This is a genomic window from Pseudoalteromonas sp. MB41, assembly GCF_020966275.1.
GTDB classification, from domain to species: Bacteria; Pseudomonadota; Gammaproteobacteria; order Enterobacterales; family Alteromonadaceae; genus Pseudoalteromonas; species Pseudoalteromonas lipolytica.
In genome coordinates, this window is record NZ_JAJJZF010000001.1 from 353,226 (window position 1) to 376,225 (window position 23,000).

General features: G+C 41.6%; 36 protein-coding genes and 1 other RNA gene. 20 read left to right on the forward strand and 17 right to left on the reverse strand.

What is annotated here, in order from left to right:
- Positions 1-72: 72 nt before the first annotated feature.
- The 8 genes from LPA49_RS01635 to LPA49_RS01670 form a co-directional block, all read right to left on the reverse strand.
- Positions 73-450: an HNH endonuclease gene (locus LPA49_RS01635; protein ID WP_230235327.1), complete on the reverse strand. Its 378-nt coding sequence runs from the start codon at positions 448-450 to the stop codon at positions 73-75.
- Complete coding sequence (locus LPA49_RS01640; RefSeq protein WP_230235330.1) at positions 443-736, reverse strand: HP1 family phage holin; 294 nt, start codon at positions 734-736, stop codon at positions 443-445. The genes LPA49_RS01635 and LPA49_RS01640 overlap by 8 nt, the downstream gene beginning before the upstream one ends.
- Before the next feature lie 158 nt (positions 737-894).
- Positions 895-1,323, reverse strand: coding sequence for a hypothetical protein (locus LPA49_RS01645; RefSeq protein WP_230235331.1), 429 nt, complete (start codon positions 1,321-1,323; stop codon positions 895-897).
- Positions 1,316-1,789 (reverse strand): lysozyme, encoded by a 474-nt coding sequence (locus LPA49_RS01650; RefSeq protein WP_230235332.1) that lies wholly within the window; start codon positions 1,787-1,789, stop codon positions 1,316-1,318. Before LPA49_RS01650 ends, LPA49_RS01645 begins: the two co-directional genes overlap by 8 nt.
- A gap of 189 nt (positions 1,790-1,978) precedes the next feature.
- Positions 1,979-2,338, reverse strand: coding sequence for an antiterminator Q family protein (locus LPA49_RS01655; protein ID WP_230235334.1), 360 nt, complete (start codon positions 2,336-2,338; stop codon positions 1,979-1,981).
- A 314-nt stretch (positions 2,339-2,652) separates the two neighbouring features.
- Positions 2,653-4,011, reverse strand: a complete 1,359-nt coding sequence (locus LPA49_RS01660) for a virulence-associated E family protein (protein WP_230235336.1) — start codon at positions 4,009-4,011, stop codon at positions 2,653-2,655.
- Positions 4,011-5,060, reverse strand: coding sequence for a PriCT-2 domain-containing protein (locus tag LPA49_RS01665; RefSeq protein WP_230235339.1), 1,050 nt, complete (start codon positions 5,058-5,060; stop codon positions 4,011-4,013). Before LPA49_RS01665 ends, LPA49_RS01660 begins: the two co-directional genes overlap by 1 nt.
- Positions 5,061-5,210: 150 nt before the next feature.
- Complete coding sequence (locus LPA49_RS01670) at positions 5,211-5,633, reverse strand: hypothetical protein (RefSeq protein WP_230235340.1); 423 nt, start codon at positions 5,631-5,633, stop codon at positions 5,211-5,213.
- Positions 5,634-5,799: 166 nt separating this feature from the next.
- Between LPA49_RS01670 and LPA49_RS01675 the strand changes: the two genes are divergently transcribed.
- Positions 5,800-6,231, forward strand: coding sequence for a DUF4364 family protein (locus LPA49_RS01675; protein ID WP_230235344.1), 432 nt, complete (start codon positions 5,800-5,802; stop codon positions 6,229-6,231).
- Here the strand turns inward: LPA49_RS01675 and LPA49_RS01680 are convergent.
- The 4 genes from LPA49_RS01680 to LPA49_RS01695 all read right to left on the reverse strand — a co-directional run bounded on the left by LPA49_RS01680 (position 6,194) and on the right by LPA49_RS01695 (position 7,364).
- A complete protein-coding gene (locus LPA49_RS01680) occupies positions 6,194-6,433 on the reverse strand; it encodes a hypothetical protein (protein WP_230235345.1) in 240 nt (79 codons plus the stop codon). The two genes, LPA49_RS01675 and LPA49_RS01680, sit on opposite strands and share 38 nt — an antisense overlap.
- Positions 6,434-6,494: 61 nt before the next feature.
- Complete coding sequence (locus LPA49_RS01685; protein ID WP_230235347.1) at positions 6,495-6,698, reverse strand: hypothetical protein; 204 nt, start codon at positions 6,696-6,698, stop codon at positions 6,495-6,497.
- Between the two features lie 24 nt (positions 6,699-6,722).
- On the reverse strand, positions 6,723-7,034 hold the full coding sequence (locus LPA49_RS01690; protein ID WP_230235348.1) for a hypothetical protein: 312 nt from the start codon (positions 7,032-7,034) through the stop codon (positions 6,723-6,725).
- A gap of 108 nt (positions 7,035-7,142) precedes the next feature.
- Complete coding sequence (locus LPA49_RS01695) at positions 7,143-7,364, reverse strand: Cro/CI family transcriptional regulator (RefSeq protein ID WP_230235353.1); 222 nt, start codon at positions 7,362-7,364, stop codon at positions 7,143-7,145.
- Between the two features lie 127 nt (positions 7,365-7,491).
- On the opposite strand from LPA49_RS01695, the gene LPA49_RS01700 reads away from it, so the two are divergent.
- The 16 genes from LPA49_RS01700 to LPA49_RS01775 all read left to right on the forward strand — a co-directional run bounded on the left by LPA49_RS01700 (position 7,492) and on the right by LPA49_RS01775 (position 15,501).
- Positions 7,492-8,130, forward strand: coding sequence for a LexA family transcriptional regulator (locus LPA49_RS01700; protein ID WP_230235354.1), 639 nt, complete (start codon positions 7,492-7,494; stop codon positions 8,128-8,130).
- A 20-nt stretch (positions 8,131-8,150) separates the two neighbouring features.
- Entirely contained in the window at positions 8,151-8,708 is a 558-nt protein-coding gene (locus LPA49_RS01705; protein ID WP_230235356.1) for a hypothetical protein, read from the forward strand.
- 146 nt (positions 8,709-8,854) lie between these two features.
- On the forward strand, positions 8,855-9,259 hold the full coding sequence (locus LPA49_RS01710; RefSeq protein WP_194442376.1) for a LuxR C-terminal-related transcriptional regulator: 405 nt from the start codon (positions 8,855-8,857) through the stop codon (positions 9,257-9,259).
- 17 nt (positions 9,260-9,276) lie between these two features.
- A complete protein-coding gene (locus LPA49_RS01715; RefSeq protein ID WP_157066240.1) occupies positions 9,277-9,441 on the forward strand; it encodes a hypothetical protein in 165 nt (54 codons plus the stop codon).
- Positions 9,442-9,541: 100 nt separating this feature from the next.
- Positions 9,542-9,805, forward strand: a complete 264-nt coding sequence (locus tag LPA49_RS01720) for a hypothetical protein (protein WP_230235357.1) — start codon at positions 9,542-9,544, stop codon at positions 9,803-9,805.
- 110 nt (positions 9,806-9,915) lie between these two features.
- Positions 9,916-10,617: a hypothetical protein gene (locus LPA49_RS01725; RefSeq protein WP_230235358.1), complete on the forward strand. Its 702-nt coding sequence runs from the start codon at positions 9,916-9,918 to the stop codon at positions 10,615-10,617.
- 70 nt (positions 10,618-10,687) lie between these two features.
- On the forward strand, positions 10,688-11,452 hold the full coding sequence (locus tag LPA49_RS01730; RefSeq protein ID WP_230235360.1) for a hypothetical protein: 765 nt from the start codon (positions 10,688-10,690) through the stop codon (positions 11,450-11,452).
- Positions 11,439-11,609, forward strand: a complete 171-nt coding sequence (locus LPA49_RS01735; protein ID WP_194442378.1) for a hypothetical protein — start codon at positions 11,439-11,441, stop codon at positions 11,607-11,609. The genes LPA49_RS01730 and LPA49_RS01735 overlap by 14 nt, the downstream gene beginning before the upstream one ends.
- 11 nt (positions 11,610-11,620) lie before the next feature.
- Positions 11,621-12,205, forward strand: coding sequence for a 3'-5' exonuclease (locus LPA49_RS01740; RefSeq protein WP_230235361.1), 585 nt, complete (start codon positions 11,621-11,623; stop codon positions 12,203-12,205).
- A gap of 84 nt (positions 12,206-12,289) precedes the next feature.
- Positions 12,290-12,655 carry a hypothetical protein gene (locus LPA49_RS01745; RefSeq protein ID WP_130051109.1) on the forward strand — a complete coding sequence of 122 codons (366 nt, stop codon included), beginning with the start codon at positions 12,290-12,292 and terminating at the stop codon, positions 12,653-12,655.
- A 2-nt stretch (positions 12,656-12,657) separates the two neighbouring features.
- Positions 12,658-12,927: a hypothetical protein gene (locus LPA49_RS01750; protein ID WP_016899773.1), complete on the forward strand. Its 270-nt coding sequence runs from the start codon at positions 12,658-12,660 to the stop codon at positions 12,925-12,927.
- Positions 12,924-13,190, forward strand: coding sequence for a hypothetical protein (locus LPA49_RS01755; protein ID WP_230235362.1), 267 nt, complete (start codon positions 12,924-12,926; stop codon positions 13,188-13,190). Before LPA49_RS01750 ends, LPA49_RS01755 begins: the two co-directional genes overlap by 4 nt.
- 13 nt (positions 13,191-13,203) lie before the next feature.
- Complete coding sequence (locus LPA49_RS01760; protein ID WP_230235365.1) at positions 13,204-13,896, forward strand: DUF2786 domain-containing protein; 693 nt, start codon at positions 13,204-13,206, stop codon at positions 13,894-13,896.
- Between the two features lie 9 nt (positions 13,897-13,905).
- Positions 13,906-14,058 (forward strand): hypothetical protein, encoded by a 153-nt coding sequence (locus LPA49_RS01765; RefSeq protein WP_230235367.1) that lies wholly within the window; start codon positions 13,906-13,908, stop codon positions 14,056-14,058.
- Positions 14,059-14,060: 2 nt separating this feature from the next.
- On the forward strand, positions 14,061-14,264 hold the full coding sequence (gene xisR, locus LPA49_RS01770) for an excisionase family protein (RefSeq protein WP_230235368.1): 204 nt from the start codon (positions 14,061-14,063) through the stop codon (positions 14,262-14,264).
- Complete coding sequence (locus tag LPA49_RS01775; RefSeq protein WP_230235369.1) at positions 14,245-15,501, forward strand: DUF3596 domain-containing protein; 1,257 nt, start codon at positions 14,245-14,247, stop codon at positions 15,499-15,501. Before xisR ends, LPA49_RS01775 begins: the two co-directional genes overlap by 20 nt.
- A gap of 38 nt (positions 15,502-15,539) precedes the next feature.
- Here the strand turns inward: LPA49_RS01775 and LPA49_RS01780 are convergent, their stop codons facing one another.
- The 3 genes from LPA49_RS01780 to ssrA all read right to left on the reverse strand — a co-directional run bounded on the left by LPA49_RS01780 (position 15,540) and on the right by ssrA (position 16,736).
- The gene (locus LPA49_RS01780) at positions 15,540-16,004 is read right to left on the reverse strand and encodes a hypothetical protein (RefSeq protein WP_230235370.1); all 465 of its coding nucleotides are present in this window, start codon (positions 16,002-16,004) and stop codon (positions 15,540-15,542) included.
- Entirely contained in the window at positions 15,970-16,152 is a 183-nt protein-coding gene (locus LPA49_RS01785) for a hypothetical protein (protein WP_230235371.1), read from the reverse strand. Before LPA49_RS01785 ends, LPA49_RS01780 begins: the two co-directional genes overlap by 35 nt.
- A 227-nt stretch (positions 16,153-16,379) precedes the next feature.
- Positions 16,380-16,736: a transfer-messenger RNA gene (gene ssrA, locus LPA49_RS01790) on the reverse strand.
- A gap of 278 nt (positions 16,737-17,014) precedes the next feature.
- On the opposite strand from ssrA, the gene LPA49_RS01795 reads away from it, so the two are divergent.
- A complete protein-coding gene (locus LPA49_RS01795) occupies positions 17,015-18,640 on the forward strand; it encodes a FapA family protein (protein ID WP_036967253.1) in 1,626 nt (541 codons plus the stop codon).
- Here LPA49_RS01795 and rnt read toward each other — a convergent pair.
- The gene (gene rnt / locus LPA49_RS01800; protein ID WP_036967250.1) at positions 18,624-19,304 is read right to left on the reverse strand and encodes a ribonuclease T; all 681 of its coding nucleotides are present in this window, start codon (positions 19,302-19,304) and stop codon (positions 18,624-18,626) included. The two genes, LPA49_RS01795 and rnt, sit on opposite strands and share 17 nt — an antisense overlap.
- Before the next feature lie 216 nt (positions 19,305-19,520).
- Here rnt and LPA49_RS01805 point away from each other — a divergent pair, with 216 nt between their 5' ends.
- Positions 19,521-20,399: an OmpA family protein gene (locus tag LPA49_RS01805; protein ID WP_036967246.1), complete on the forward strand. Its 879-nt coding sequence runs from the start codon at positions 19,521-19,523 to the stop codon at positions 20,397-20,399.
- A 25-nt stretch (positions 20,400-20,424) separates the two neighbouring features.
- On the opposite strand, the gene LPA49_RS01810 is transcribed toward LPA49_RS01805, so the two are convergent.
- The gene (locus LPA49_RS01810) at positions 20,425-21,330 is read right to left on the reverse strand and encodes a DMT family transporter (RefSeq protein ID WP_036967245.1); all 906 of its coding nucleotides are present in this window, start codon (positions 21,328-21,330) and stop codon (positions 20,425-20,427) included.
- A 401-nt stretch (positions 21,331-21,731) separates the two neighbouring features.
- Here LPA49_RS01810 and LPA49_RS01815 point away from each other — a divergent pair, with 401 nt between their 5' ends.
- Positions 21,732-22,934, forward strand: coding sequence for an aromatic amino acid transport family protein (locus LPA49_RS01815; protein WP_180310965.1), 1,203 nt, complete (start codon positions 21,732-21,734; stop codon positions 22,932-22,934).
- Positions 22,935-23,000 lie beyond the last annotated feature (66 nt).

A 23,000-nucleotide genomic window follows, 5' to 3' on the forward strand; every position in this document is an offset into this window, starting at 1 on the left:
AAGTGGGCTTTTTCATTTCATTTATAGCCCGCATAAAAATCTCATTAGGGCGGCGGTGTACAGAGCACCCCCCTAGACTTTTGATGCCCCCGGGTGAGTGCTGTGTCTTGACTCACTTGCCGTTTTTTCTTTGTCACAAGACTGGCAAATGGTCTGAAGGTTTTCTATTTTGTCATCGCCGCCTTGAGACAAGGGAACGATATGATCACATACCCCATGATAAGGGCCATGCAGCTCTACTGATGTTAGTACCCCTTTGCTCTTACATATCTGGCAAAGGAAGTTATCGCGATGAAATATATATTCTCTTGTTCGTTGCCACACACGACCACCACGTCCTGATTGCTGATGACTGTCACGCTTACGTCCAAATGCTTTACGGTGTGGGCAAGGCTCGTCATGATGTACCTTGCGACACTTACTACACCAGCTACCAGGTTTGTTAGCCATCTATGTTGTCCTGGCATAACAGCTGTGCATGGTCGCTTTGCTGTAGTGCTTCCATTCTTGCTCGATGGAACTCTCTATCATCTTCATGCTTACGCGCTTCACGTTCGTCACGCTTATGTTGAAACCACGCATTAACTAAGAATGTTAATGCTGCGAATATAATCCCCAGTAATATAGCCCACTCATTCAAGCTAAATATCCCTCCAGCTGCAGTGCCTAAGCTTGCGCTGTAGGTCGTTACACTGACGGCCTTTTGCACAGCTATATCACTTGTTTCTATTCGCATTGTTCCACTCTCGCGCTCTTAATAGCTGCTCATTGCAGGTATCAATAACGGTCTCTAAATACACTGTGTACTGACTGTGGGATGTATTATCTCCAACAGCTTGAATACTAACCTCACAAGGTTTAATGAACTCGTTAGGCATCTGTACAAACTTATACTCAGTTTGTACGACTGTTTTGATTACAGGCTCTAGCGTTGGCGTACTTGAACACGCTGATAACAGCGCTAGGCACACAGTCATTAGCCCAGTTCTTAGTTGTTTCATTAGTCGATAGCCTTAATGCATCAAGTTGTGAGTTAGTTGTTTGAAGCTTATTTTCGATAGAGGTAAGTTGTGCTTGGTGCTTTGCACGAATTTGTTCTAGTAAAGTGCGCTCTTTTAGTAATCGCTTATTTTGCTTCTCAGCATTCACTAAGTTGTTAGCCAGCATCTCAACCTGATTCTTATAGCTCTGAATAGTGCCGAGTAGCTGTTCGTTACTTTCACGCGCTTCATCAAGCTCAGCGCTAACGCCCACATATCGAAACACTGATATCGCAAGCATCACTCCCAAGCCTGAAAACAATACTTTGTTTAAACTAAACATCGCTAAGCTCGCTTAAGCACAACTGGCGCTCTGCTTCACGGCGCTTAATTAAGCCTGGTAACTTCTGGCCATCAGCGTAAACCCAACGCGGTAACTCATTACACGCTTTCACTCGTTGGTCATTGTTCAAAAGTTTTAATAACGTGCTACTACGAAAGTTCCCAGCACCCACGTTGTAATGAAATGACAAGTAAGCAGCATGTTCGCTTGCTGACATTGATACGCTAACAGCTCTTAGCAGCTGCTTGTTATGTTCACCTAAGTCTTTAGCAAACAAACTTAAACATTCGTTCTCTGTGTAGCTCTTGCCTAGCTCAGCTGTCGCTGTGTGGCCAAAGCAAGCGGTAACCACACCAACAGGATCGACATAGCCCGTTCTTACCTCACCTTCAAACTGTGCAATCGTAACGCCTGCAAGCGCAAGTACACCGGTAACACCAGCGGCTAATAGCTTGTTTACTTTCATAAGGGCCTCTAACGAAAAAACCCGCTCAGGCAAAGCCAAAGCGGGTCAACAACAGGAACGTGAGCTAAAAAGCAGAAACTAAAAAAGCCCGAGGCGTTAACCTCGGGCTTTATGTTGTAGCTTTGCTAAGCTTACCTGAATCAGTATAGTTTCTGTCTAGACAAAAGCAATAGTTTTTGAAAAAAAGATCTAGGCCGCTTTGATAAGATCGCAAGCTACCCAGCTAACTATCTCACCCACTATCGAAGATACCTTATCCTTATTAATTTTAGTGCTCTGTGCAATCACTCTACAGCTCAAACCCAAGCTAAAGTACTGGCGGGCAATAAGCGGGTAAGTAGGATCTAAATGCCTCATTCTCGCAATACTGGCATCAAGCACCTGTGCATAGTCATCTTTAATCACTAAAGGGCAACCGTTAATATCTAGCTTAACAGAACGTGATGTAACGAGGTTTTGAGACTTAAGCGTTGGTAAGTTCTTCTCTCTCGCCCAAAGCCCCCATTGTGCTAAATCATTCTCAGCTTGTTCTCTCAGATCTAATTGCATCTTACATACCCGCCGTATTGCTAATAACTTTAAAACTGTTTTGGTCACCCTGTTTTTTACCGTGACCACCCACCGTGACCGCTACAACCCTTATAAATACTACTATGGTCATACTGGTCATAGTGGTCATAGTGTTTTTACATACATTAGGAAGTAACATTATTAAATAGAATATAGATATCAGATGCGTCCGCTCGCACGCGCGCGCGTATGTGTGCGTGAAAACACCGTGACCACCGTGACCACCATGACCAATCCAGTAAAAACGCGGCTTACAGAGGTCACCCCTTGCGGTCATGGTCATAGTAAAAAGACTATCTAGCATCCCAAAAGCCCTCCGGCGGGTAATAAAAGGCAGGTCGTTTGCCATTTACGCGCTTTTTCTTTTTCTCAAAACCAAGGCGATGCATAATTTGGCCAACACGTTTTTGTTCAGGTGGCCGCATAGCATGTGGGTCCATACTCAATGCTTCCCCCATAATGTCAGCGATTGAATAATCAGAACGCATGTTCTTTTGTAGCCAGTCATAAATAAGCCCCTCCCATACATCGGAGTCGAACCTATCCTCTTGTTGCTCTTCAAACAGGTGCTTGTATTCATCCGTAGGCCACCAAGGTGTACCCTCATTTAATAAGTGAACAGCCTCTGCCCATAACTGATCTCTATCTCGTTTTATGGCCTCTTGGCATATCTTCGTACACATCACAGGCCAATAGCGCCGATTACCCGTTGAGTCTTTTAAATATCTATCTTGGTTTGTGGTACCAATAAAAACACACTGCCGCGGGAACTCTTGCACCATACGCCCATAACTGGGGCGATACCTATCAACCTGTGAACCAAAGAACTGTTTAGCTTTGGTGTTTTCAGCCTTATTAAACGCATCAAGCTCAGCAAGTTCAATTCCCCACATCCCCTGCATTTGTTGAAACGTATCTTTTTCACCCAAAGCCATAGGGGTATCGGTGAACCAGTCGCCAAATAGGTTGTGGCACATCGTGGATTTACCCAGCCCCTGCAAACCCTCTAAAATCAACACCGAGTCAACTTTTACAGGTGGTCGCATTACCCGAACTACAGCAGAAACCAAAAAGAATGTGCCAACCATGGCCGCATAATCTGAGTCCTCTACACCTAAGTAATCATGTAACCACATAGCCACCCGTGGCTTACCATCCCACTTTATTGACGTTAAATAGTCCTGAACTGGATGAAAGGCATGCTCTTCTGAATGAACCAAAATAGCACCAAGTACATCACTGGGTTTAGGTGTAAAACCATAGCTTTCAGATAAGTAAATACGTAAGCGCTCGGTATCGGCATCTGTCCATTCACCAAGCTTTGCCATTTTAAACGGTGGCAACTTACGCTTAATGATCCGATAGCTAAAATTGCAATAACCTAAAACACCATCAAAAGCAGGATCGTGTTCTAAAACCAGCTTCGTATTACTAATATTCGCTTGCGGATTGCCAGCATTGGTTCTTTGGAAAAGCCGTTGCCACGGCTCATCCCCCAGTGAACGCTCCCGCGCGTCAGCGTTTTTCGGTGGCGGGTTATCACCATCATTAGCGCTAGGCTTATCAACAACAGCAGATAGCTGCTTTTTAACCTCAGCTAAACCAGCACTTACATGTAAGTCATTCCAATCTGTTAAAGAACGTGAGGCCATCAAGCAGCCTCCTTATTTAAAATACCAGAAAAATCAGGTGCAGCAACAAGGCCATTAACCGCAGCTGCTGCTTCATTCGCTTTAGTAATACCAGGATTACCCTTTGTATTAATGTCGTTATCTGCACAAAACAAAAAGGTCTTATCTTTTAGCTTTTCTGCAAATGCCAAAGCCACAGGTAACAAATTACCCGCATCAAGCGCCACCGCACACGGCCAACCAGTCGCCATATGAATGCTCGCGCCCGTTGCATACCCTTCACAAACAGCCAAAACATTACAGCTATTTGCTTTACCAATAAAGTGAAACATCCCTGATTTACGGCCATGCTTTAAAAATAACTTGGTACCAGTATTGTTGATTACTTGGATGTTCCAAATCTGCTTATTAATATCCATGAGGGGAATGGCCAGACTGCCACGCTTGATATGTAAAAACGAAAAGTCTCTACCTTCATCTTCGCTAGGTAAAGTATCAAAGAAGGCTTTTATCTCTTTACCACCTTCAACTAACTCAGTAGTAAAGTTATCGCGAATAATCAAAATAAACGACTTTTTAAAACCTAACACCCCATAGGCATTTACTTTTTTATCGCTTAAGTACTTATTTGATTTTATCGGTATAGTGAAGTTTTCAATGATGTATTTGGAAAAATCACTAATTACCCCATGCCAACGCTGGCGCGCGGCTTCATCCTCTGCTTCTTTCGCTTCGCGCTCTTTTGCTCGTTTAGCGTAATCAGCGTTGAGTTTGGCTTGTTGCTCAGCCGTCATAGGTTTACGGCTAAACGTAAAGCCCTTCTCTTTAGCCATGCCAATTACAGTACCAATCGTAACACCGCCGCCCGCTTTTACGCTGCGCCACATGCTTTTAACATCGCTTGGCTTATAACGTTCACCGCCAGCGCTCCACGAATCAAAAATATCAAAGCCTGCATCGGCAAACTCATTTTTAATGCCCATGGCAATCCTAACCCAGGTATCACGATCTAAATTTGGGTCAAGATACTGCAAAGCGTCTTGTACATCTTGTAGCGTTGCCTGCTGCATAATCAAAATTCCTGTTAAAAAATGCTTCCCTAAATTAGTATGTTTAGCGACCAAACCAACAAACTAAAATAAGGAAGCTGAATATGTATAAATACCGTCTTTACTACTTGTGTGGAGAGGGAGACATGACCCCAAAAACATATACATCAACTAACCCTGTGCAAGTGGGTGATGTGATTGAACTTGAAAATGGTTTTTATCATCAAGTAACTCAGGTTCTTCAACAAAAGACAGGCGTTCGCCTTGATCTGTCCAAATCTGCTCAATCTGCTGATGAGGCAGAACTTCTAAGAGAGCAACTAGAACACCCCCTAAAGTTCTAGCAGCCTCTTTCGAGACTTCTAATTCACTAAATTTTGTCAGCGGCCACATAAGTCTTGCTTGTGTATCAACACCAGCCTGATGAATTCCCATACTACTTACCCAAACAGCAGCCCTAACCTTTTGTTCTAATGTCGGCTTTGGTACAACGACTTTAAGTTCGTGTAGCTTGCCAGGGTTAGGGTTCAACAAATTAGCCAACACAACAGGATTGATATTGCGTAATTTTTCTAATAGCTCAATTTCAGTCATTTTGATGCCTCACGTTTTTCAATCAACTCAACAAACTCTGTCAGAGTTGTTCTCTTTACATCATCTAACATTGCCTGCTGCATAATTAAAATTCCTGTTAAAAAACGCTTCCCTAAATTAGTATGTTTAGCGACCAAACCAACAAACTAAAATAAGGAAGCAAAACATGTCACTTAAAGTTGATAATCAAAACCACTTTGTTCTAATAAGCTCTTTAATACTTACCTACACCGCTAAACACTTCCCTCTCAGCTTCGAGCTGTCAGATGAAAACTTAGCTAAATCGCTTCGCCGCCATGGGATTGCTGATTACTTTGAAACATTAAGTGAAGTAATCCCCGCCACTATCATATGGTTATCAGACGAAGGTTATATTCGAAAATCGGCTGATAAAAAAAATACCTATACCATTACCGAAAAAGGCTTAAAGAGCATCGAATATAAAATGCAACCACTAAAATTTCCGTATACCGATTTCACAACAGCAAAAGATGACGGATACTCTTTTAAAGAAAATGAAAGTGGTAGAGAGATTGAACTCAAATGCACAGGCCCCGCCCTCAAACTTTTACCTGAGAACTGGCTACCGACTGATTAAGAACAGCAAGTTTATTTTCTAACTTAGCTTTTTCTTCAGCTAGTTGCTCTAGGTGCTTTGATGTATTATCAATTCGTTCTTGGAGCTTCTCTTCTCTTTCTTTAAAAAGACCAAAGTCATTCTGTGTTAACCCAAACTGCTTTGTTTCGCCATCGATGTTAAAAGTTGCAACACCAATACATTCACATTTACCGTTATTCATAAATCACCTGTATAAAAAACATATATTCGTTTAGCTAAATTCCCAGTTATTGATCGACTAATCAAAGAGCTTGCGCGCGAAACTGATTAAATAGCTCATCACAGCTAATTAATTCACTCGTATAAGGGAGTCTTAAAAACGCTCCCTTGTAATTAGCGTCACATTCTTTAGTGCCTTGCTCAGCTGATTCTTTTAAGTGAATTAGCAACTGATCTTTATCTGTAATCACATCTGAAACTGTCTTATTTGTTTTCTTTGTTTGCATCTTATTAGCTCCTTGGGTTCCTGCTTATTCTATTTCAGGTGGTGAAAGGCTTTGAGGTAAAAGCGCTTTATAATTTTTAGAAAACACAGCTTGAGCCATGTGTAAAAAGCTCTCTGTAGGGTAAGAAAATACTTGGATATGCATGTCAGATTTATGGAAATCTGTAATATGAAAGATCAAGTCGTTAGCTTGGTGTAGTTCCTCTATGCGCGTACTGACCAAGTTAGCAACATGCTTATCAAGTTTACTTAACGCCCCTTGCAAGCGTTCAATAAGCGGAATAACAGCATCGTTATCAACGCTAAAATCTATTTTTACGTCTGAGACCTGAGCCATAAATCACCTGTACAAAAAAACATATATTCGTTTAGCTAAATTCCCAGTTACTGAATGGCTAATCTAAAAGCTCAACAACACAGGAACCAAACCATGAAAACAATCCAATCAAGCAGCTTGTTTTGTATCCTCTGGCGGATAAATGTCAGGTCTCAACTCATGACGAGAAACACCCGTCACTCTCTCAATCAAAATAACTTTATCTGGGGCCACTTTGCCGGTTCTTAGCCAATTAGAAATATTTTGCTGGGAAGTATTAATTGCATTTGCAAGTTTCACTTGACCACCTAGCGCGGCAATGGCTTTTTGTAATGCTGGATGAGTGCTCATTTTAATACCTATTTTTGTATAACCTTCGCATAGCATACAACTTAAATTGTATTTTACAACAATTTATATTGTTTTTTATTGTACAAATTATTTTGTAAACTAGCTAAAAAGAACATAGCCAATACTTATGAACACTTTAGCTCAACGTTTAAACTACGTTTTAAAGGAAAAAGGACTAACACAAGAACAAGTTGCTACAGCTGTAGGTTCTAGCCAGCAATCGATTCAGGGAATTTGTGCAGGGAAAACCTTAAAACCAAGAAACCTTCTCGCTATTGCTCGATTTTTAAACGTATCTGCTGATTGGTTAGAATCAGGCGATGGTTTAATGAGCCTTTCGGAAAGTAATACATTAACTATTTCTCAGCATAAATCTGATGTTCCTCTCATTAGCTGGGTTCAAGCGGGCGCTTGGAGTGAGATATGTGAGGCGCTCCAACTGTCAGAAGTCGATGAATTTTATCCTTGCCCGGAGAAACATAGTAGTCGCACCTTTGCTTTACAAGTCGTAGGCGAATCTATGTCACCTGATTTCGTTAATGGAGAAATTATTTTTGTGGATCCAGAGGTTGAAGCAAGAAATGGTTCCTGTGTCGTTGTTAGACAAAACGGTAACTTAGAAGCTACCTTTAAACAGCTCATTATTGATGGAAGCCAAAAATACCTTAAAGCACTAAATCCAAATTGGCCTAAACCTATAATTGAGATGCTACCGGACGCAACAGTCTGCGGTGTTGTAATTGGTAGTTACAGAAAAAGAATTTAATCAACATAAAGGATGTGAATATGAGAAAAGTTATAGCTTTAGCGTTATGCATTATTACAACAATGGCTCAAAGTGCTGAAATGAGAAATGTCGAATGGGGCATGACTGTAGATGAAGTAAAAAAAGCTGAGACAGCAAAATTTATATTAGAAAAAGACAACATGATTGGTTACACCGATAAACTTAATGGTGACGAAATTTTGCTTGTCTATTATTTCACAAGCGGAAAGCTCGGTAAGGGTGTAATTAAATTTGATAACAAAAGAGTTAATAACAATGGTTACATTACAGACTTCAAATCAATTAACTCTTTACTAACAAAGAAGTATGGTCAGCCAATAGAATCCAGAGAGTTATGGGCTAATGACCTATATAAAAATGACCCTCAACACTATGGCACAGCACTCGCAACAGGTTCTTTGATGAAATACAGTAAATGGGATCTAGATAAAACTGAAATTTATCACACTGTAACAGGTGAAAATTTCAAAGTCTCCCATGTTATTGAGTTTTCAGCTAAGAAACTTGGCAAGGATATAGAAAAGCAGAGGGAAAAGGAGAATCTTGATAAATTATAAGCCCTCATTCAAGACTATTCTCAACCGCCTGTTGGCGGTTTTTTTATGCCTATCAAAAACAAAATACAATATTAATTGTATTTATTATTGACACTAACAGTTTTTATTGTATCTTTAAATAACAAATTTAATTGTTATTTAAAACCATGAACCCATTACGCACAGAAACTGGATACCAGCTTGACGATATGCACGTAAGTGCAAAGCCCCATTCTCGCTTACCTGCACAGCAAGCACGTACGCTGTTGCTCGTAGCAAAAGGGCTAACACAAAAGTCAATTGCTGAATCATTGGGTGTAAAACCCACCACAGTTCGCCAAGCCTGTAATGAACTCAGCTTTAAATTTAACACCCATTCAATGCGCCAAACGGTACACCAAGCAATTAAGCAAGGTGTGTTGCGTTACACCATGTGCCTAGTGCTTGTGTTGTTAAGTGCAACCAATAGTGACGTTGAGCGCAGTTTTAGAACGATTCGAGTAACCCGAACTGTTCGCACCACCCGTTTACGCCGACTGCGTGAACTGCAAAACGACTTACTAGCAGCCTAAGGCCAAGGAGAGTGAATATGACCAAAGTATTTATATTCCCAACAGCACGCAATAACGCAGCAACAGCCCCGTTATTACACAAGCTAAAACAAGCTCAGCGCATTAGCCCTTTTGAATTAGTGGTGCCAGAGCTAAAAGCGGCAAACAACCCGCCGCCAGAGCCACCGCCACAAGCGGCCTAAAGCAAGGTTTCACAGTTCGCTGGTACGCACTTGCCCAACCAAACCAGCCGAGTGGTTGCCGTAAGCAACTAAAACAACACAACAGGAAAAGGAAAAAGCTATGTTAAACGTATTCACATCACTGGTGATCAACCAGCTCAAACAACGCATTAACTTCATGAACCAACGCATGCATGGTGAAGAGCTACGCATTTACGAGTCGAACACAAAATATTGTTTGATTGTTCTGGTTGATACGAACACTCATACCGTACTTGGTTCAATAGCCTTAAATGCTAGCGCCAGACGTGATTTATGCATGACTAAAGCCTTTTTAAGCCTGATTGAAAACACACGCATTCCAAGAACAGTTTTGGCAGCATGAAACCCCTTAAGAAAGCCCTATCAGCAATGCTATTCATCACGTTATTAATCGCATTGCTGATTTTTGAACAGAACCTAGAAAGCTGGGTTTAACAACACAGGAACAAACCAATGCAAGAATTACACGCACTAGTTGACAAGAAAGTCGCTGACTTGATTCAAAGTGGCGAGATTGAGAAGTCAATTGAATTAGGGATCGAGAAATCAATTAACGAGTCAATCCGTCGCCAATTTGAGTCATATGGCAACATCACCAAACAGTTAGATAAACTGCTTGATGAAAAGCTAAAAATTGACCCATCACAATTAGATATACCTACTTACAACGACGTAATGCTAAAAGCCATTGAACAAAAAATTGGTGAGTTTTTTGAAAGTAAAGCTGCAGCCAAACTCATGGAAGGCATGAACAAGCTATTTGCTCCACTGCCTGAATCAATGGATATTCACGAATTTATAAACAAAATAGTAGCGCACTGGAAAGTAGAAGATCACTACGACATAGATAACACCGATGAATATGCCACAGTTGAACTTAAAGAGAATGACAGCGTACTTGGTGGTTACAATTTACAAATTTGGAAACAGCGTGAATCTGGTTATTACTCGAAATCTAAAAACTCCTCTGAAGTAAGTTTGTACATCGGTGAGGGCGGTGATATCAGACTTCGACACACATGGAACCCTACCATTCTTCATGGCGAAGATAGCCTAATTATTAAAGCTTACGCTTCCTCAATGGTCATTACTGGTTTAGCTGACTTTGATGAAGACCTCTTAGAGCTTCGCTTACACCCAGATACTGATTGGTAAGCAGTAGTTTCTGACAGCTCATTTAAAAAGTGGGCTGAATTGAAGTTATTACAACACCAGGATAAATACCATGAGTAATCACCCTTTATCAGTCGTAGATGCAATCGAAAACTTAGTTGCGGCTTATAACCAAGAGGTTGCTGAGTTTGACCAAATGGTTGAAAACGAACAGCAGCTACAAATACAAAATGACAAGCTTACTGCTTTGGTAAAAGACTATGAGCAAGGAGCTGCAGTTGTACTTAAAAATGCAAAAAGTGCCGATCAACAGCTGGCGCAAGCACAAAGAGAACGCGATCAAGCATTAGCTAAAGTAAAAGACTTAACGATTACGCTAACCGCGTATAAAGAAATAGCCGGCACACCTAAAAAGCTACGCGACAGAATAAAAAGCTACAAAGACAAGCTAGAAAGCCAGCGCTTAGCGACTGAGCAACAAAAACGCCTTTATCAAAGCGAACGCAAAACAACAGCTGAGCTTAAAACCGAAATAAGCGAACTTAAAAATCGTTTAGCTGCCGCTGACATAGTGCAAATCTACCGTGGTGATACCGACATTGTACAAACCTACCCGTATCACATTGGTGGCATGGTCGAAGGCCACGACGCAAGGCAAACACCACTACTCTACCTACACCAAAGTGGCCGTGGTGGTTTAATCATCCTCAACAAAGATGATGAAGCCGAATTAGTCGAAGCCCCTAAAGGCGGCTTGCGCCCGAAAAAAGACACCTTAGAGCTCTGTGGTAACTGGTTACGCCGTGTTAAAGCCAACAACTGGGACCTAACAGCTACAGATCTACTTACTTTAAGCAATGAAGATGAACAGCTTTGAGCAAGCCACGCTTGAAACCCTGGTCAGCTTTAAAGCCAAAGACCAAAAAGAGATCAGCCGCTTACTAACTAGCAAAAAGCTTCAAAAAGAAGCCTGCCAACTGGTTAAAAAGTGGAACGATAAACGTCAACAACTGGGCTTAGTCCCTTGGACATAACAGGAAACACCATGAATACAGAACTCAACGATGTCATGCTCGACCTAGAAACTATTGGCCAACATTCTAATGCGGTGATCGTATCAATAGGCGCCGTATTCTTTAACCCACTTACAGGCAATATTGGTGCAGAATTTTACCAAGTCATCGACATAGAAGATGCCATGAAATACGGCAAGGTAGATGGCTCAACACTTAAATGGTGGATGAAGCAAAACGATGATGCCCGTTCGATTTTTAACACCAATGACACCATGCCGCTTAAAGATGCCCTGCTCGAATTCAACGAATGGATGTACCAAATCGAAGGGTTTAGAAATCGTGTTGTTTGGGGTAATGGCGCCACATTCGACAACACCATTTTAACCAACGCCTATAAAGCCACCAATATGACTAAACCATGGCATTTTAGCAATGACCGTGATGTTCGCACCATGGTTGATGTTGGCCGTCGAGTACTCGGTATTGACCCTAAAAAATCAAATGCATTTAAAGGTAACCCACACAACGCATTAGATGATGCAAAACACCAGGCTAAATACATTAGCGACATATATCACCAATTTAAACCAGGGTATTGGGATGCACAAATTTAAACGCAACTGCGTGGCCCAACAACGGGCCCGTATACGTCAATACTATCAACGTAAAAACCAGGCTGAGAAACAAAAGGAGTCATCATGGCCAAAAGCAAAATACAAATAACAGCTGGCGATGTATTCAACAATTGGACAGTGCTATCTGAAGAAGCTTGTGGCCAATACTTTTTATGTCGCTGTATTTGTGGCACTGAGCGTTCAGTTAAAAAAGGTAACTTAGGCAAAGTTACCGGCTGTGGTTGTGTACGTAAAAGCTACCAAGCCAGCAATACACCACGCAAAGTAAAAAAACAGCCGGCTAAAGTACCCAAGCAAAAACCAGCGGCACTAAAAAAAGCCGTACCCGTTGCTTATGAAGAACGAACCAAATCGCCACGCGAACAACTAGAAGACCGACTAGACCAACACCGCCTAGAACGTGAACTTAATGAATTGTGTGGTATTTAGCAATGAGCAAAAGAAAAATTGTTTCAGCATTAAAAAGAAAAAATATTCCTTTTGTAAGGGTTGAGTATGTACGCGGATGCCCTACTCCTAGCGGATATGCTAACGGTTGGGATATAGAAATAAGCGAAGCAACAGAGGATAGACTGTTTGAAGCTGGCTTTTCCAATATCAGTACAGTAAATGAAATCGATACCACCGAAGAGGCTCTTAAGTGGATTTGCTCTATGCCAAATCTGGTGTTAATTAAACAAAACGTGGATTCAGTTAAATGAACGCTATCACCATGCCAAAGGCCTGTATTAGCTGTCAGGCCTATAAACACATTGGTAAAAGCGACGATCCGCACTGCCCGCATACCGACTGGCGCGGGCAAGCTAAAACAAAAACCCGTTATGGCCACTGCCAAGTACACAAAACCCAAGTGTTCATAACAGAGCTTTGTAACCAATATCAGCAAGAGCCATTTATAGAAGTGGTTGATGCTGATAATAGGCCTGAGGCTAAACAGCCAAGGCAAGAATGTTTATTGTTTTAACTGTAGGTGACTTATGAATGACCTAGATAAAGTGATTGATAAAATCAAAAAGTTATTGGCGATGGCCGCTGATACATCCAGTCCCAATGAAGCATTAATAGCAGCTAAAAGAGCTAGAAGCCTCATGGATAAATACCAACTTACAAAGCTGGATATTGAGAAACAAACAGGCGATCAATTCTTAGAATCACAAGGTGACAATATTACCTCTAAACGTTTGCGCTGGGTTTTGATATTGCAAAGATCTGCGGCCAGTTTAAACGACTGTGTTGGGGCTGTAACCCACGCTCCTGTAGTTAAGTATTTATTTAGAGGTTTCAAATCTGATGCAGTCGTAGCCAAGCTAACATTTGACTACTTGATTGAGGCTTGCAATAGGCAGTGTGAAAAATCACAAGTTAAAGGAGCTTCAGAAAAAAACTTTTTCCGAATCGGGTTTGCTGAAGCAATTCACCGCCGAGCGATGGATATCAAGTCAGAACGAGAGCAGACATTCGTAAGTTCATCTGGTACGGCTTTAGTACCGCTCAAAGAATCAATGATCGTGGCACATTTTGGTGAATTAAAACCAATGAAATCTAAGCCATTACGCAAACCATCATTTCAAGAAATGCACTCATACCTAAAAGGTGAAGAAGCTGGTAACAAAGTGAGTCTTGAACGTCAAATCGAAGGCGAAGAAAGCCTTAAAATATCTAACTTTTAGGAGGTAGTCATGGCTAAGAAAGTAATCACTATTTTAGAAGAGGCCGATGGCGTCGTTATTGAAATTCGCACCAATGGCCGTCGAGTAAGTTATGAATGTGAAGACCTAGACGAAGCACTAGAAACACTTCCCCACTTAGATGAACTGCAAGCTGGAGAATAACCATGACCGTTACATATGTAAAACTTGGCTGGGTGAAAGCGAAAATCATCGAACAGCATAAAGGCTTTACCGATGATGCACTCAATAGAATGCGCCAAACGGGTAAAATCGTAGAGGGTGTGCACTGGAAAAAAGTGCGCGGTGTTGTTGTGTATAACTATGAAAAATTAGACGAGTATTTTGATAATGACGGCATCGCTGCTTGAGTTTTGTAAAAAGTATGAGGGTGTCACTATCCACGGTAAAAACATACGTATTATGTTCAGTTACCGTGGTGTGCGTTGCATAGAGCCACTTAAAGGAATTTTGATATCTAAGTCAAATATCAAATTTGCATCGAATAAACGCACCGCAATATTACATGAGATTGCAACCAACCAATTTAACTACGCTAAGCATTTTCCTGATTCAGCAAAGGTAAGGTTGTTTGAGGGGAAAGGTGCAGTACCAACAGTGAACACTGCTTTAGACAAATGGCTAGAAAGAAACAAGGCCAACACCCGGGCAGATAACTACAAGCACAATTTAGCCAGGTGCAAATTATACATTCGCCCGCAATTTGGCGAGTTAAAGTTAGACAAAGTCACCTTAACCATGATCCGAGACTGGCGCGATTTAACACTCACCACGTTTTTATCGAATAAAACAATTAACGATGTGTTTATTCCCCTACGTGGCATATTCAAAGATGCAATGGCAGATAGGTTAATAGACTTTAATCCACTCGACCATTTACCAAATTTAAAAAGAAGCCGCTCAGAAAATTGTGACCCGTTCACCTTAGACGAACTGCAGTTGATAGAGTCGCAGCCAACCGCTGATCAAAGTGAGCTTAATGGGTTTTTATTTGCTTGTTGGACAGGTTTACGTGCATCTGAGTGCTACGCGCTTGCATGGGAAGACATTGATTTTGTAAAACGACAAATAAAAATTAGGCGTGGTGTTACTAAAGGCGATTATGCTTACACTAAAAATGACGGCAGCTACAGAACCATCGACCTACTAGACCAGGCATACGACATATTAATTCGTCAAAAGGCACTTTCATTTGCAATGCCGGCAATCAAGGTCGATGTGTTAAAAGATGACAACCGCAGCTATGAAAAAGCAGAGCTTAGATTTGTGTTTATTAATACCCTAAACCAAAAGCCACATACTGATGGCCAAAACGTTAATAAACGATTTTTACAAAAACATTTAAAAAAATGTGGCATTCGCTACCGCGCTATAAACCAAGCTCGCCACACATTTGCCAGCCAGCTGCTTACCAAAGGTGTAGCTGAACGTTGGATAGCTCGCCAAATGGGCCACACATCCATCACCATGTTAGAAAAGCATTACGGTAAATGGATGAACGAAGAAATACCCGACATGGCCGCGAGAGTATCAAAGATATTCTCAAGCCAAAGTCACCAACGAAAAACTAAGCCAGCTAATCCATAAATACTCAGGCACAAAAAAACCCGCTAATTGAGCGGGTTTCATTTAGTTAATTTAGCATCAGCTTCTTGTACAAATTTGTCAATTTGCATTCTTATTCGCTTCATTTTGTTTGGGTCACGCTTATCTTCTTTATCACCAAAAATCTCGTTGTGATCTAGCATTAACTTCATATCTACAAGCTCCCCAGTTTCTGTTTCGTGGAACTTAACCACTACCAGAGGATCATTTTCTTCATCATTTGGGAGTAATCTTGCGTGGTATATACCTATATACCAAGGTGAAGCGCCTTCTTTGAGAGATGAATCTTTAATTCTGCCGTATTGTCTGTGACTCTTTGATTCATAAACTTCGACATAACCTTGTGTTTGCCAAAGCTCTTGAAGTGCTACAATTTCATCAAGCCATTCAGTGTAGTCATAACCAAACTCGGCTGACAACACTGCAAATAACTCGTTAACTGTCGCATCTTCAATTTCTTTTTTTTCTGGGTTTTGCTGTGACATTAGTGATATTTACAGTTCCTAACGCGCTTATTAAAGCTGCTTTTTTTTCATCCTTGGTGCCACTTAGATAGATTCGATTGCTCCTATCGGTAGCCGCAACCATTTGAGAAAACTCTCGCATGTGGTCTTGTTGATTACTATTAAACATGTAACCTCCTACATATAAGTGTCGGTGAATGCGTATTAACCAGAGATATGGTTATCTCATTAACACCATCAACTTTAAAGCACACTATGATGCTTATATGTACGATCCTAGGGTATAGCAAGGAGTATATCAAGTATTATTTTTAACCTGGAGGGTTAAATTGATCCAATACAGATCCATTAGAAAGAGAAAACCCTCGTAACTCATTGAATTACAAGGGTTTTTAATGGTGGAGCTGGGGGGATTTGAACCCCCGTCCGAAAAGCCTCGACCTTTGGTACTACATGCTTAGTATCGTCTTTTAGTTAACCTTTACAGCTCGGACGAACACGATCTGCAAAGGCGAGGCCGCTTAGTTTTAACGCTTCAACCCCGGCCAGGGTTTCCGTCGCGATCATGTGTAAGGGTGACACTCCAAAATCCAGTCCACAAGAATACATGGAAGGAGCGCTAGCCAGCCTAAGCTGCTAGAGAGTAGTTATCGTCGTTTGCGATTACTTTAAATTGCGGCTTTTTTACGAGGCCAACCGCACCTCGACATGCACCTCGGGCGTCTTGAATTCCGTCGAATCCTAATCAGCCCCTGAATTTGGTATCTCATTCAGAGTGTATGTGAAGTATAACTGAGTAAACCCTTTATACTCAAGGCATTAATCAGGTTATTTTGGCATAACCCCTTTGAGTGCTGAAAAACCAAACAGGAAAAGTCAGTTTTTATACGAATTTTCACATATTAAGCATACAAGTTCTTAACATCATACAAAAGTTGTGCTGAAATGGGAGACGTTGTTACCTCTTCTTAAAACAATCCTGTAGCAACGAAAAAATAATAATAACAGGCCTCTTTTACAGGACTTACTTGATGTCGATGTTTTTGTTCGATGAGCAAAGTGGATATGTATCCTTGTGTGAGCATCCGCGCGATGCTGGCTTTCCCATAACGAGTTCACAACTCATTGAGTTAATTGAGCAATCGTCTTACGCAGACTGTGAACTTGTTGATGCCAATATTGGCAAACTTTTTACACCTAGCAGTCAATATCAAAATCAATCATTGGTTGTTGCAAAAGCCGTTGATGCACATATTGAAATCACCGTTGATGAAAAAAATATGATTGCAGAAGCGAGCCTGACAACAGCACGTGGTGGCAAAGTTGTGAGTATGGATGATGCACAAGCAGCGCTATCTGCTGCGGGAGTTAAGCGCGGCATAAGTCACTCTGCGCTTGATACTTTTTTAGGTCAGCAGTTTAAACAACCTGCTGGTGCGCACTACAGTGCTATTGTTGCGCATGGCCGTAACCCAAAAGATGGGAACGATGCACGGTTTGTCCGATTATGTTCAACAGCACAAGATCGCGTTCTTAGCCCACAAGCCACATCGGGTGGCAAAGTTGATATGCGAAACTTGGGCGCGATTATCACGGTTAAGCCCGGTGCGCCACTTATGCAACGTATTCCTGCAACTGCGGGTGAAAATGGCTTTACTGTATTTGGCGATACTTTACCCGCGCAAGCAGGTAAAGATTACCCCCTAGAGCCCTTTGAAGGGACCCGTCTTGATCCGATGAACAGTAATTTACTCATTGCCGACACCAAAGGAGTGCCCGTTGCACTGCCCCGCGGCATGCGCGTAGACGATGTGTTGTGCTTTCATCATGTTGATATCAGTACAGGCCATGTTGAGTTTGATGGCAGTGTTATCATTAGTGGCGATGTTAAAGATGGTATGTGCGTTAAAGCTACAGGTGATATTACAGTACTGGGATTTGTTGAATCAGCAACAATCGAAAGTAAAAGCGAAGTCACTATTATGCTCGGGGCCATTGGCCGGCACCGTGAAAATGAAGATCACTTTACATGCAATATAAGCGCAACACGCACTATTTCGGTTGGGTATGCACAGTTTTGCCATATTAAAAGTGAGCAAGATCTGTTTATAGAGCGTCAAGCTCTGCACTGTGATTTAAGTGCACGTCGTCTAATTCGTGTCGGTAAAGCGAATAACCCTCGCGGCAAAATTATTGGCGGGAATATTTTAGATGCAATGCGTATCGAAACCGGTGAGCTAGGTGCGCCATCAGGCACTAAAACCCGTGTCTTTATAGCGCAGTACTGGCATGATTTAAGACAAAAGCAACAACAAATCAATGACTTTGAAAAGCTGCTTGCCAGTAAAGCAGCCGCCTTACAACAAGCTCGAAAAAAAGCGAATAAAATAACCAATGCAGCTCAACGTGCGCATTACATCAATAAAATAACAGCCAGTGAACAACAAATAAAAATTAAAACCGCAAGCACTAAGAAAAAGAAATACCTTGTTAAGCAAAAGATTGCGCGTTTGTTGGCAACCAGTCGCTTAAAAGTGAATGAGTTAATGCATCCGGGCGTTGAGCTGAAAATAGCACAAGAGAGTAAACATTTTTCACGTATTTACCCTCCCCACTTAGTGCGATACTTCGAAGGGAAAATTACTCAGTCGTTTTAGCGGCTGAGTCTGGCTTTTCATTCTCTTCAGCTTGCTCTGGCAATGGCCATCCGCCTAGTTGTTGCCAACGATTAACAATTAGACAGAATAATTCTGCTGTGCGCTCTGTATCATAGAGCGCTGAGTGGGCTTGTTTATTATCAAACTCAATACCCGCTGCACGACAGGCTTTCGCTAATACAGTTTGCCCCAACGCAAGCCCCGCTAGTGAGGTCGTATCAAAACTCACGAACGGATGAAAAGGTGTGCGTTTAATTTTACAACGCTCAATCGCCGCATTTAAAAAGCCATGATCAAAAGCCGCATTATGCGCAACCACCACTGAGCGCTGACAACCTGCCGCTTTTTGTGCTTTACGTACGGCTTTACAGATTTCTTTAATGGCCTCTTCTTCAGGCACCGCACCGCGTAACGCCGAAAATGGGTCTATGCCATTAAAATCAATCGCGGCCTGCTCTATATTCGCGCCTTCAAATGGCTCAACATGAAAATGCACCGTATGGTCAATGCTTAACACTCCATCGTCATCCATTTTTAAAACAGAAGCAGCGATTTCAAGTAACGCATCAGTGTCTTTATTAAACCCTGCCGTTTCAACATCAATAACCACGGGGAAAAAGCCACGAAAGCGTTTTGCGAAAAGAGTTTGTTCAGTATTTTCCATAGTCTTCTTGGTTTGCCAGTGTAAGCTGGCTATTATGTCAAAAACCACAGCTGCTCTGCTAGAGCAAAAGCGATTAAATCACAGATTCTTACAGGGTTTTTAGGCACAATAATTGCTTTAACTTAATGAGCTAACACGCTGTCAGGCAGTTTTGGACTGCTTGCTATAAAACTTGCCAATTATTTGGCATTGATGATTTGTTGGAGATTTACTGTGATGAAGCTTTCATTACTTTCTTTAAGCCTCGGCCTTTTAACAACGTTTGCAGCCACGCATGCAAGCAGTGCCATGCGCGAATACACTGCTACCGCAGATACTTCAAATTGGCAAATGGTTAAAACATCGCGCTTAGAATGCCAATTAAATCATGAAGTTCCTTTTTATGGCGAAGCCATTTTTAGCACTTCTGCCAGCAAGAATAAAGACGTCAACTTTAATCTCGACATGGTTGTACGTCCAGAAAATTACAGTATTGCTGGTTTAAAAGCTGTGCCGCCCAGTTGGCGTGCAGGCCTACCAGCACGCGATATTGCGAATATGAAATTATTACGTAAATTTGACGGTGAGCTAGGCAATAAAACGGCTTGGGAAATGCTGACAGAGCTCGAAAAAGGCTATCAGCCTACTTTTTATTACCAAGATTGGCAAAACCGTGCCGATAAAATTGCCGTAGGCTTGTCGAGTGTTAATTTTAAACAAGCCTATTGGGCTTTTTTACAATGCCGAGATGCCATGCTGCCTTACAGCTTTGAAGATATCTCATTCACGGTAATGAACTATGAACCTAACTCCAGTAAGCTGACAAAATCATCTCAAAAACGCTTAGATAAAATAGCCGAATACCTCAAATATGACACCAGTATTTCTGCTATTTCAATTTCATCTTATACCGATAGCTACGGTGGTCGTTGGAATAACCTTGAGCTTTCTAAAAAGCGGGCTAAAGCAATCAAAGAGTATATTGTGAGCTTAGGCATCGATGAAAATAAAGTGGATACCGAAGGGTTTGGTGAAAAACGCCATGTTGCCACTAATGACAATATTTTAGGGCGAAATACAAACCGTCGCTTGGTTATTCAAATTGCAAAAATGTAGTCGCCGCTATACGGCGACTACACTGCTAATTCATTTTAATTGGCTTAACGCGTTTAAAGCGCTTAAGCCACTTGTCACCAAATTGAAAAAACGCCAAGCTAATCATAATGACAGTTGCGCCAACAATCAGTGCTTGATCAATCGGCTCATTATTAAATATGCCGCCAATTGCAATAGCAAAACTTGGTGTAATTAAGGTGGTCAAGGCTACCGTGCTGGCATTCAGTTTTTGCAAAACATGAAAATACGCCAATGCACCGATTAACGATCCAAACACCCCTAAGTACACAATCGAGTAAAGCGACTTTACGCTCCAAAGCTCGCTATTGAGTTGACCATCAACCAATAACCAGGTTATAAAAAATAAAGGCGTTACAAAGACTAAAGCACCGAATGTCGTCGCCATTGGGTGAATAGCGATTCGAACACGTTTGATCATCACCCCGCTTAGGCTGAAAAAACACACCGCCATAAATACATACAGCAACCCACTTAGCTGCTCTACCCCACCTTGAATATGACGCTGGCTTACTAAAAAAAGACCGATTAGTGCACACCCAAGTGAAGCGAGTTTTAGTGTGCTGAATTTTGGCTCATTTAAAATTTTCTGCGCCAGTAATCCCGATAAAATAGGTGCCAAACCAAACATTAACGATATTAAGCCAGAAGGCACTGTTTTGGCGGCCATATAGCTCAGTAGCATGCCCCCAAATATGCCGATACTCGAGTATGCATATAAGAATAAGGCGCGACGATGCCAAGGCACTCGGATATTAGCGATAGCAACCACCAATGCAGCAAGCACAAGACCCACCAGCATTCTTAACAAGACTGCCAATGTGGGCGCAACGGTTTCACTACTCCAAACAATACCTAGAGGGGTTGTAGACCAAATCACCACCATTAAAAAATATGAGGCTTTAACTGGCACAAGCTTATTCCTTTAATAAGGCGAAAAAAGCGGAGGAAAAAAACAAAGAATGGCCAACCGCTTTGAACGCGGTTAGTAAAACTTACTTAATTAACCGCAGCACATAACTGACCACACGGCTGGCGTTGCCAGACGCATACTGCGATTATTTGGTCGTTTATTTAGCTGCATCATCATCATAAAAAAGTAAGTAGAAGAGCGTTAAGAATCTGCCTATATGATTATTTTGTCAACTCAAAATTACGACAATGTAGAATAAAATTAAGCCTAATATTTACGCGCCTAACCGTGCTTGTAAATCATAAGTTACAATAAGTTTCTTTGATTTATAACAAAACTATTTAAGTTTTATTAAACAAGTTATATCTTGCATGCCTCTCACGAAGTTTAAGGGTCAAAAAGTGCTTAAAAATAAAACAATAGGTAGCATGTTAATTGTTGCTGGCACCACCATAGGAGCAGGGATGCTGGCATTGCCCATCGCCTCTGCGGGGCTTGGATTCACCACCGCGCTGTCACTCATTTTATTAATTTGGTTTTTAATGACTTACACGGCTCTATTAATGTTAGAGCTTCATCAATATGCAGACAGAGACGCGACACTCAACACCTTGGCTAAATCTTGGTTGGGCAAGCGAGGGCAATGGGTGGCTAACTTTTCAGTTATGTTCTTGTTCTATGCCCTATGCGCCGCATACATAGCAGGCGGTGGTGCACAGTTGCAAGAAAAGCTAAATAATGGCTTGTCACTCTCGCTGGCCCCCCAAGTTGGCTCCATTATTTTAGCCGTGGTCATTGGTACCGTAGTAACGCTTGGCACAAGTAAGGTTGATAAGCTTAATAGAGTGCTTTTCACAATTAAAGTGTGCGTACTGGCAAGCTTATTTTATATGCTCACACCGTATGTGCATGGGCAGCACCTACTCGAAATGCCTATTGAACAAGGTTTAATTCTTTCAGCTATTCCGGTGGTATTTACATCTTTTGGCTTTCATGGCTCCATTCCATCGATTGTTAAATATGTGGGTCTCGACATTAAGGCTTTACGAAGAGTCATGGTGGCAGGTGCCGCATTACCGCTTGTCATTTACATTTTTTGGCAACTGTTGAGCCAAGGCATAATGAGCCAAAATGACTTAATGCAAAGCCAAGGTTTATCTGGCTTTGTTAGCAGTGTAGCAAGTATTGCACATAACCCTCATGTTGCGACTGCGGTCAATGTTTTCGCAGATTTAGCACTCGCCACGTCATTTTTAGGTGTGAGCTTGGGTTTATTTGATTTTTTTGCCGATGCCTTTAAAAAAGGTGATGGCAGCAAAGACCGTATTAAAACGGCATTAATTACCTTTGTACCGCCCCTTGGTTTCGCATTATTTTACCCACAAGGTTTTATTATGGCCCTTGGCTACGCTGCGATTGCTTTGGTTATTCTGGCCGTATTTTTGCCTGTCGCCATGGTTTACAAACAACGCCGAAGCCAACCTGAAACAGGTTACCAAGTAAAAGGGGGTAATGTTGGTTTAGTACTGGCGGCTTTATTTGGTGTGCTAATCATTAGCGCCCAAGGTTTACAGATGGCTGGTGTAATCCCTGCTATTGGTTAATAAAAATCACACACTGAAAAAAGGCACCTTTGGTGCCTGTTTTCATTATTTTGAGGGATTAAACGG

Bases quoted from the DNA above. Each gene is read 5' to 3' on its own strand.
- LPA49_RS01720 (WP_230235357.1), top strand. From the start codon at position 9,542: ATGTTAAACGTATTCACATCACTGGTGATCAACCAGCTCAAACAACGC.
- LPA49_RS01745 (WP_130051109.1), top strand. From the start codon at position 12,290: ATGGCCAAAAGCAAAATACAAATAACAGCTGGCGATGTATTCAACAAT.
- LPA49_RS01690 (WP_230235348.1), bottom strand. From the start codon at position 7,034: ATGGCTCAGGTCTCAGACGTAAAAATAGATTTTAGCGTTGATAACGAT.
- LPA49_RS01725 (WP_230235358.1), top strand. From the start codon at position 9,916: ATGCAAGAATTACACGCACTAGTTGACAAGAAAGTCGCTGACTTGATT.
- LPA49_RS01760 (WP_230235365.1), top strand. From the start codon at position 13,204: ATGAATGACCTAGATAAAGTGATTGATAAAATCAAAAAGTTATTGGCG.
- LPA49_RS01780 (WP_230235370.1), bottom strand. From the start codon at position 16,004: ATGTCACAGCAAAACCCAGAAAAAAAAGAAATTGAAGATGCGACAGTT.
- LPA49_RS01710 (WP_194442376.1), top strand. From the start codon at position 8,855: ATGAACCCATTACGCACAGAAACTGGATACCAGCTTGACGATATGCAC.
- LPA49_RS01735 (WP_194442378.1), top strand. From the start codon at position 11,439: ATGAACAGCTTTGAGCAAGCCACGCTTGAAACCCTGGTCAGCTTTAAA.
- LPA49_RS01765 (WP_230235367.1), top strand. From the start codon at position 13,906: ATGGCTAAGAAAGTAATCACTATTTTAGAAGAGGCCGATGGCGTCGTT.
- LPA49_RS01785 (WP_230235371.1), bottom strand. From the start codon at position 16,152: ATGTTTAATAGTAATCAACAAGACCACATGCGAGAGTTTTCTCAAATG.
- LPA49_RS01670 (WP_230235340.1), bottom strand. From the start codon at position 5,633: ATGACTGAAATTGAGCTATTAGAAAAATTACGCAATATCAATCCTGTT.
- LPA49_RS01795 (WP_036967253.1), top strand. From the start codon at position 17,015: ATGTCGATGTTTTTGTTCGATGAGCAAAGTGGATATGTATCCTTGTGT.
- LPA49_RS01740 (WP_230235361.1), top strand. From the start codon at position 11,621: ATGAATACAGAACTCAACGATGTCATGCTCGACCTAGAAACTATTGGC.
- LPA49_RS01665 (WP_230235339.1), bottom strand. From the start codon at position 5,060: ATGCAGCAGGCAACGCTACAAGATGTACAAGACGCTTTGCAGTATCTT.
- LPA49_RS01660 (WP_230235336.1), bottom strand. From the start codon at position 4,011: ATGGCCTCACGTTCTTTAACAGATTGGAATGACTTACATGTAAGTGCT.
- LPA49_RS01650 (WP_230235332.1), bottom strand. From the start codon at position 1,789: ATGAAAGTAAACAAGCTATTAGCCGCTGGTGTTACCGGTGTACTTGCG.
- LPA49_RS01655 (WP_230235334.1), bottom strand. From the start codon at position 2,338: ATGCAATTAGATCTGAGAGAACAAGCTGAGAATGATTTAGCACAATGG.
- LPA49_RS01805 (WP_036967246.1), top strand. From the start codon at position 19,521: ATGAAGCTTTCATTACTTTCTTTAAGCCTCGGCCTTTTAACAACGTTT.
- LPA49_RS01680 (WP_230235345.1), bottom strand. From the start codon at position 6,433: ATGAATAACGGTAAATGTGAATGTATTGGTGTTGCAACTTTTAACATC.
- LPA49_RS01635 (WP_230235327.1), bottom strand. From the start codon at position 450: ATGGCTAACAAACCTGGTAGCTGGTGTAGTAAGTGTCGCAAGGTACAT.
- xisR (WP_230235368.1), top strand. From the start codon at position 14,061: ATGACCGTTACATATGTAAAACTTGGCTGGGTGAAAGCGAAAATCATC.
- LPA49_RS01705 (WP_230235356.1), top strand. From the start codon at position 8,151: ATGAGAAAAGTTATAGCTTTAGCGTTATGCATTATTACAACAATGGCT.
- rnt (WP_036967250.1), bottom strand. From the start codon at position 19,304: ATGGAAAATACTGAACAAACTCTTTTCGCAAAACGCTTTCGTGGCTTT.
- LPA49_RS01775 (WP_230235369.1), top strand. From the start codon at position 14,245: ATGACGGCATCGCTGCTTGAGTTTTGTAAAAAGTATGAGGGTGTCACT.
- LPA49_RS01750 (WP_016899773.1), top strand. From the start codon at position 12,658: ATGAGCAAAAGAAAAATTGTTTCAGCATTAAAAAGAAAAAATATTCCT.
- LPA49_RS01730 (WP_230235360.1), top strand. From the start codon at position 10,688: ATGAGTAATCACCCTTTATCAGTCGTAGATGCAATCGAAAACTTAGTT.
- LPA49_RS01755 (WP_230235362.1), top strand. From the start codon at position 12,924: ATGAACGCTATCACCATGCCAAAGGCCTGTATTAGCTGTCAGGCCTAT.
- LPA49_RS01700 (WP_230235354.1), top strand. From the start codon at position 7,492: ATGAACACTTTAGCTCAACGTTTAAACTACGTTTTAAAGGAAAAAGGA.
- LPA49_RS01695 (WP_230235353.1), bottom strand. From the start codon at position 7,364: ATGAGCACTCATCCAGCATTACAAAAAGCCATTGCCGCGCTAGGTGGT.
- LPA49_RS01645 (WP_230235331.1), bottom strand. From the start codon at position 1,323: ATGTTTAGTTTAAACAAAGTATTGTTTTCAGGCTTGGGAGTGATGCTT.
- LPA49_RS01715 (WP_157066240.1), top strand. From the start codon at position 9,277: ATGACCAAAGTATTTATATTCCCAACAGCACGCAATAACGCAGCAACA.
- LPA49_RS01640 (WP_230235330.1), bottom strand. From the start codon at position 736: ATGCGAATAGAAACAAGTGATATAGCTGTGCAAAAGGCCGTCAGTGTA.
- LPA49_RS01675 (WP_230235344.1), top strand. From the start codon at position 5,800: ATGTCACTTAAAGTTGATAATCAAAACCACTTTGTTCTAATAAGCTCT.
- LPA49_RS01685 (WP_230235347.1), bottom strand. From the start codon at position 6,698: ATGCAAACAAAGAAAACAAATAAGACAGTTTCAGATGTGATTACAGAT.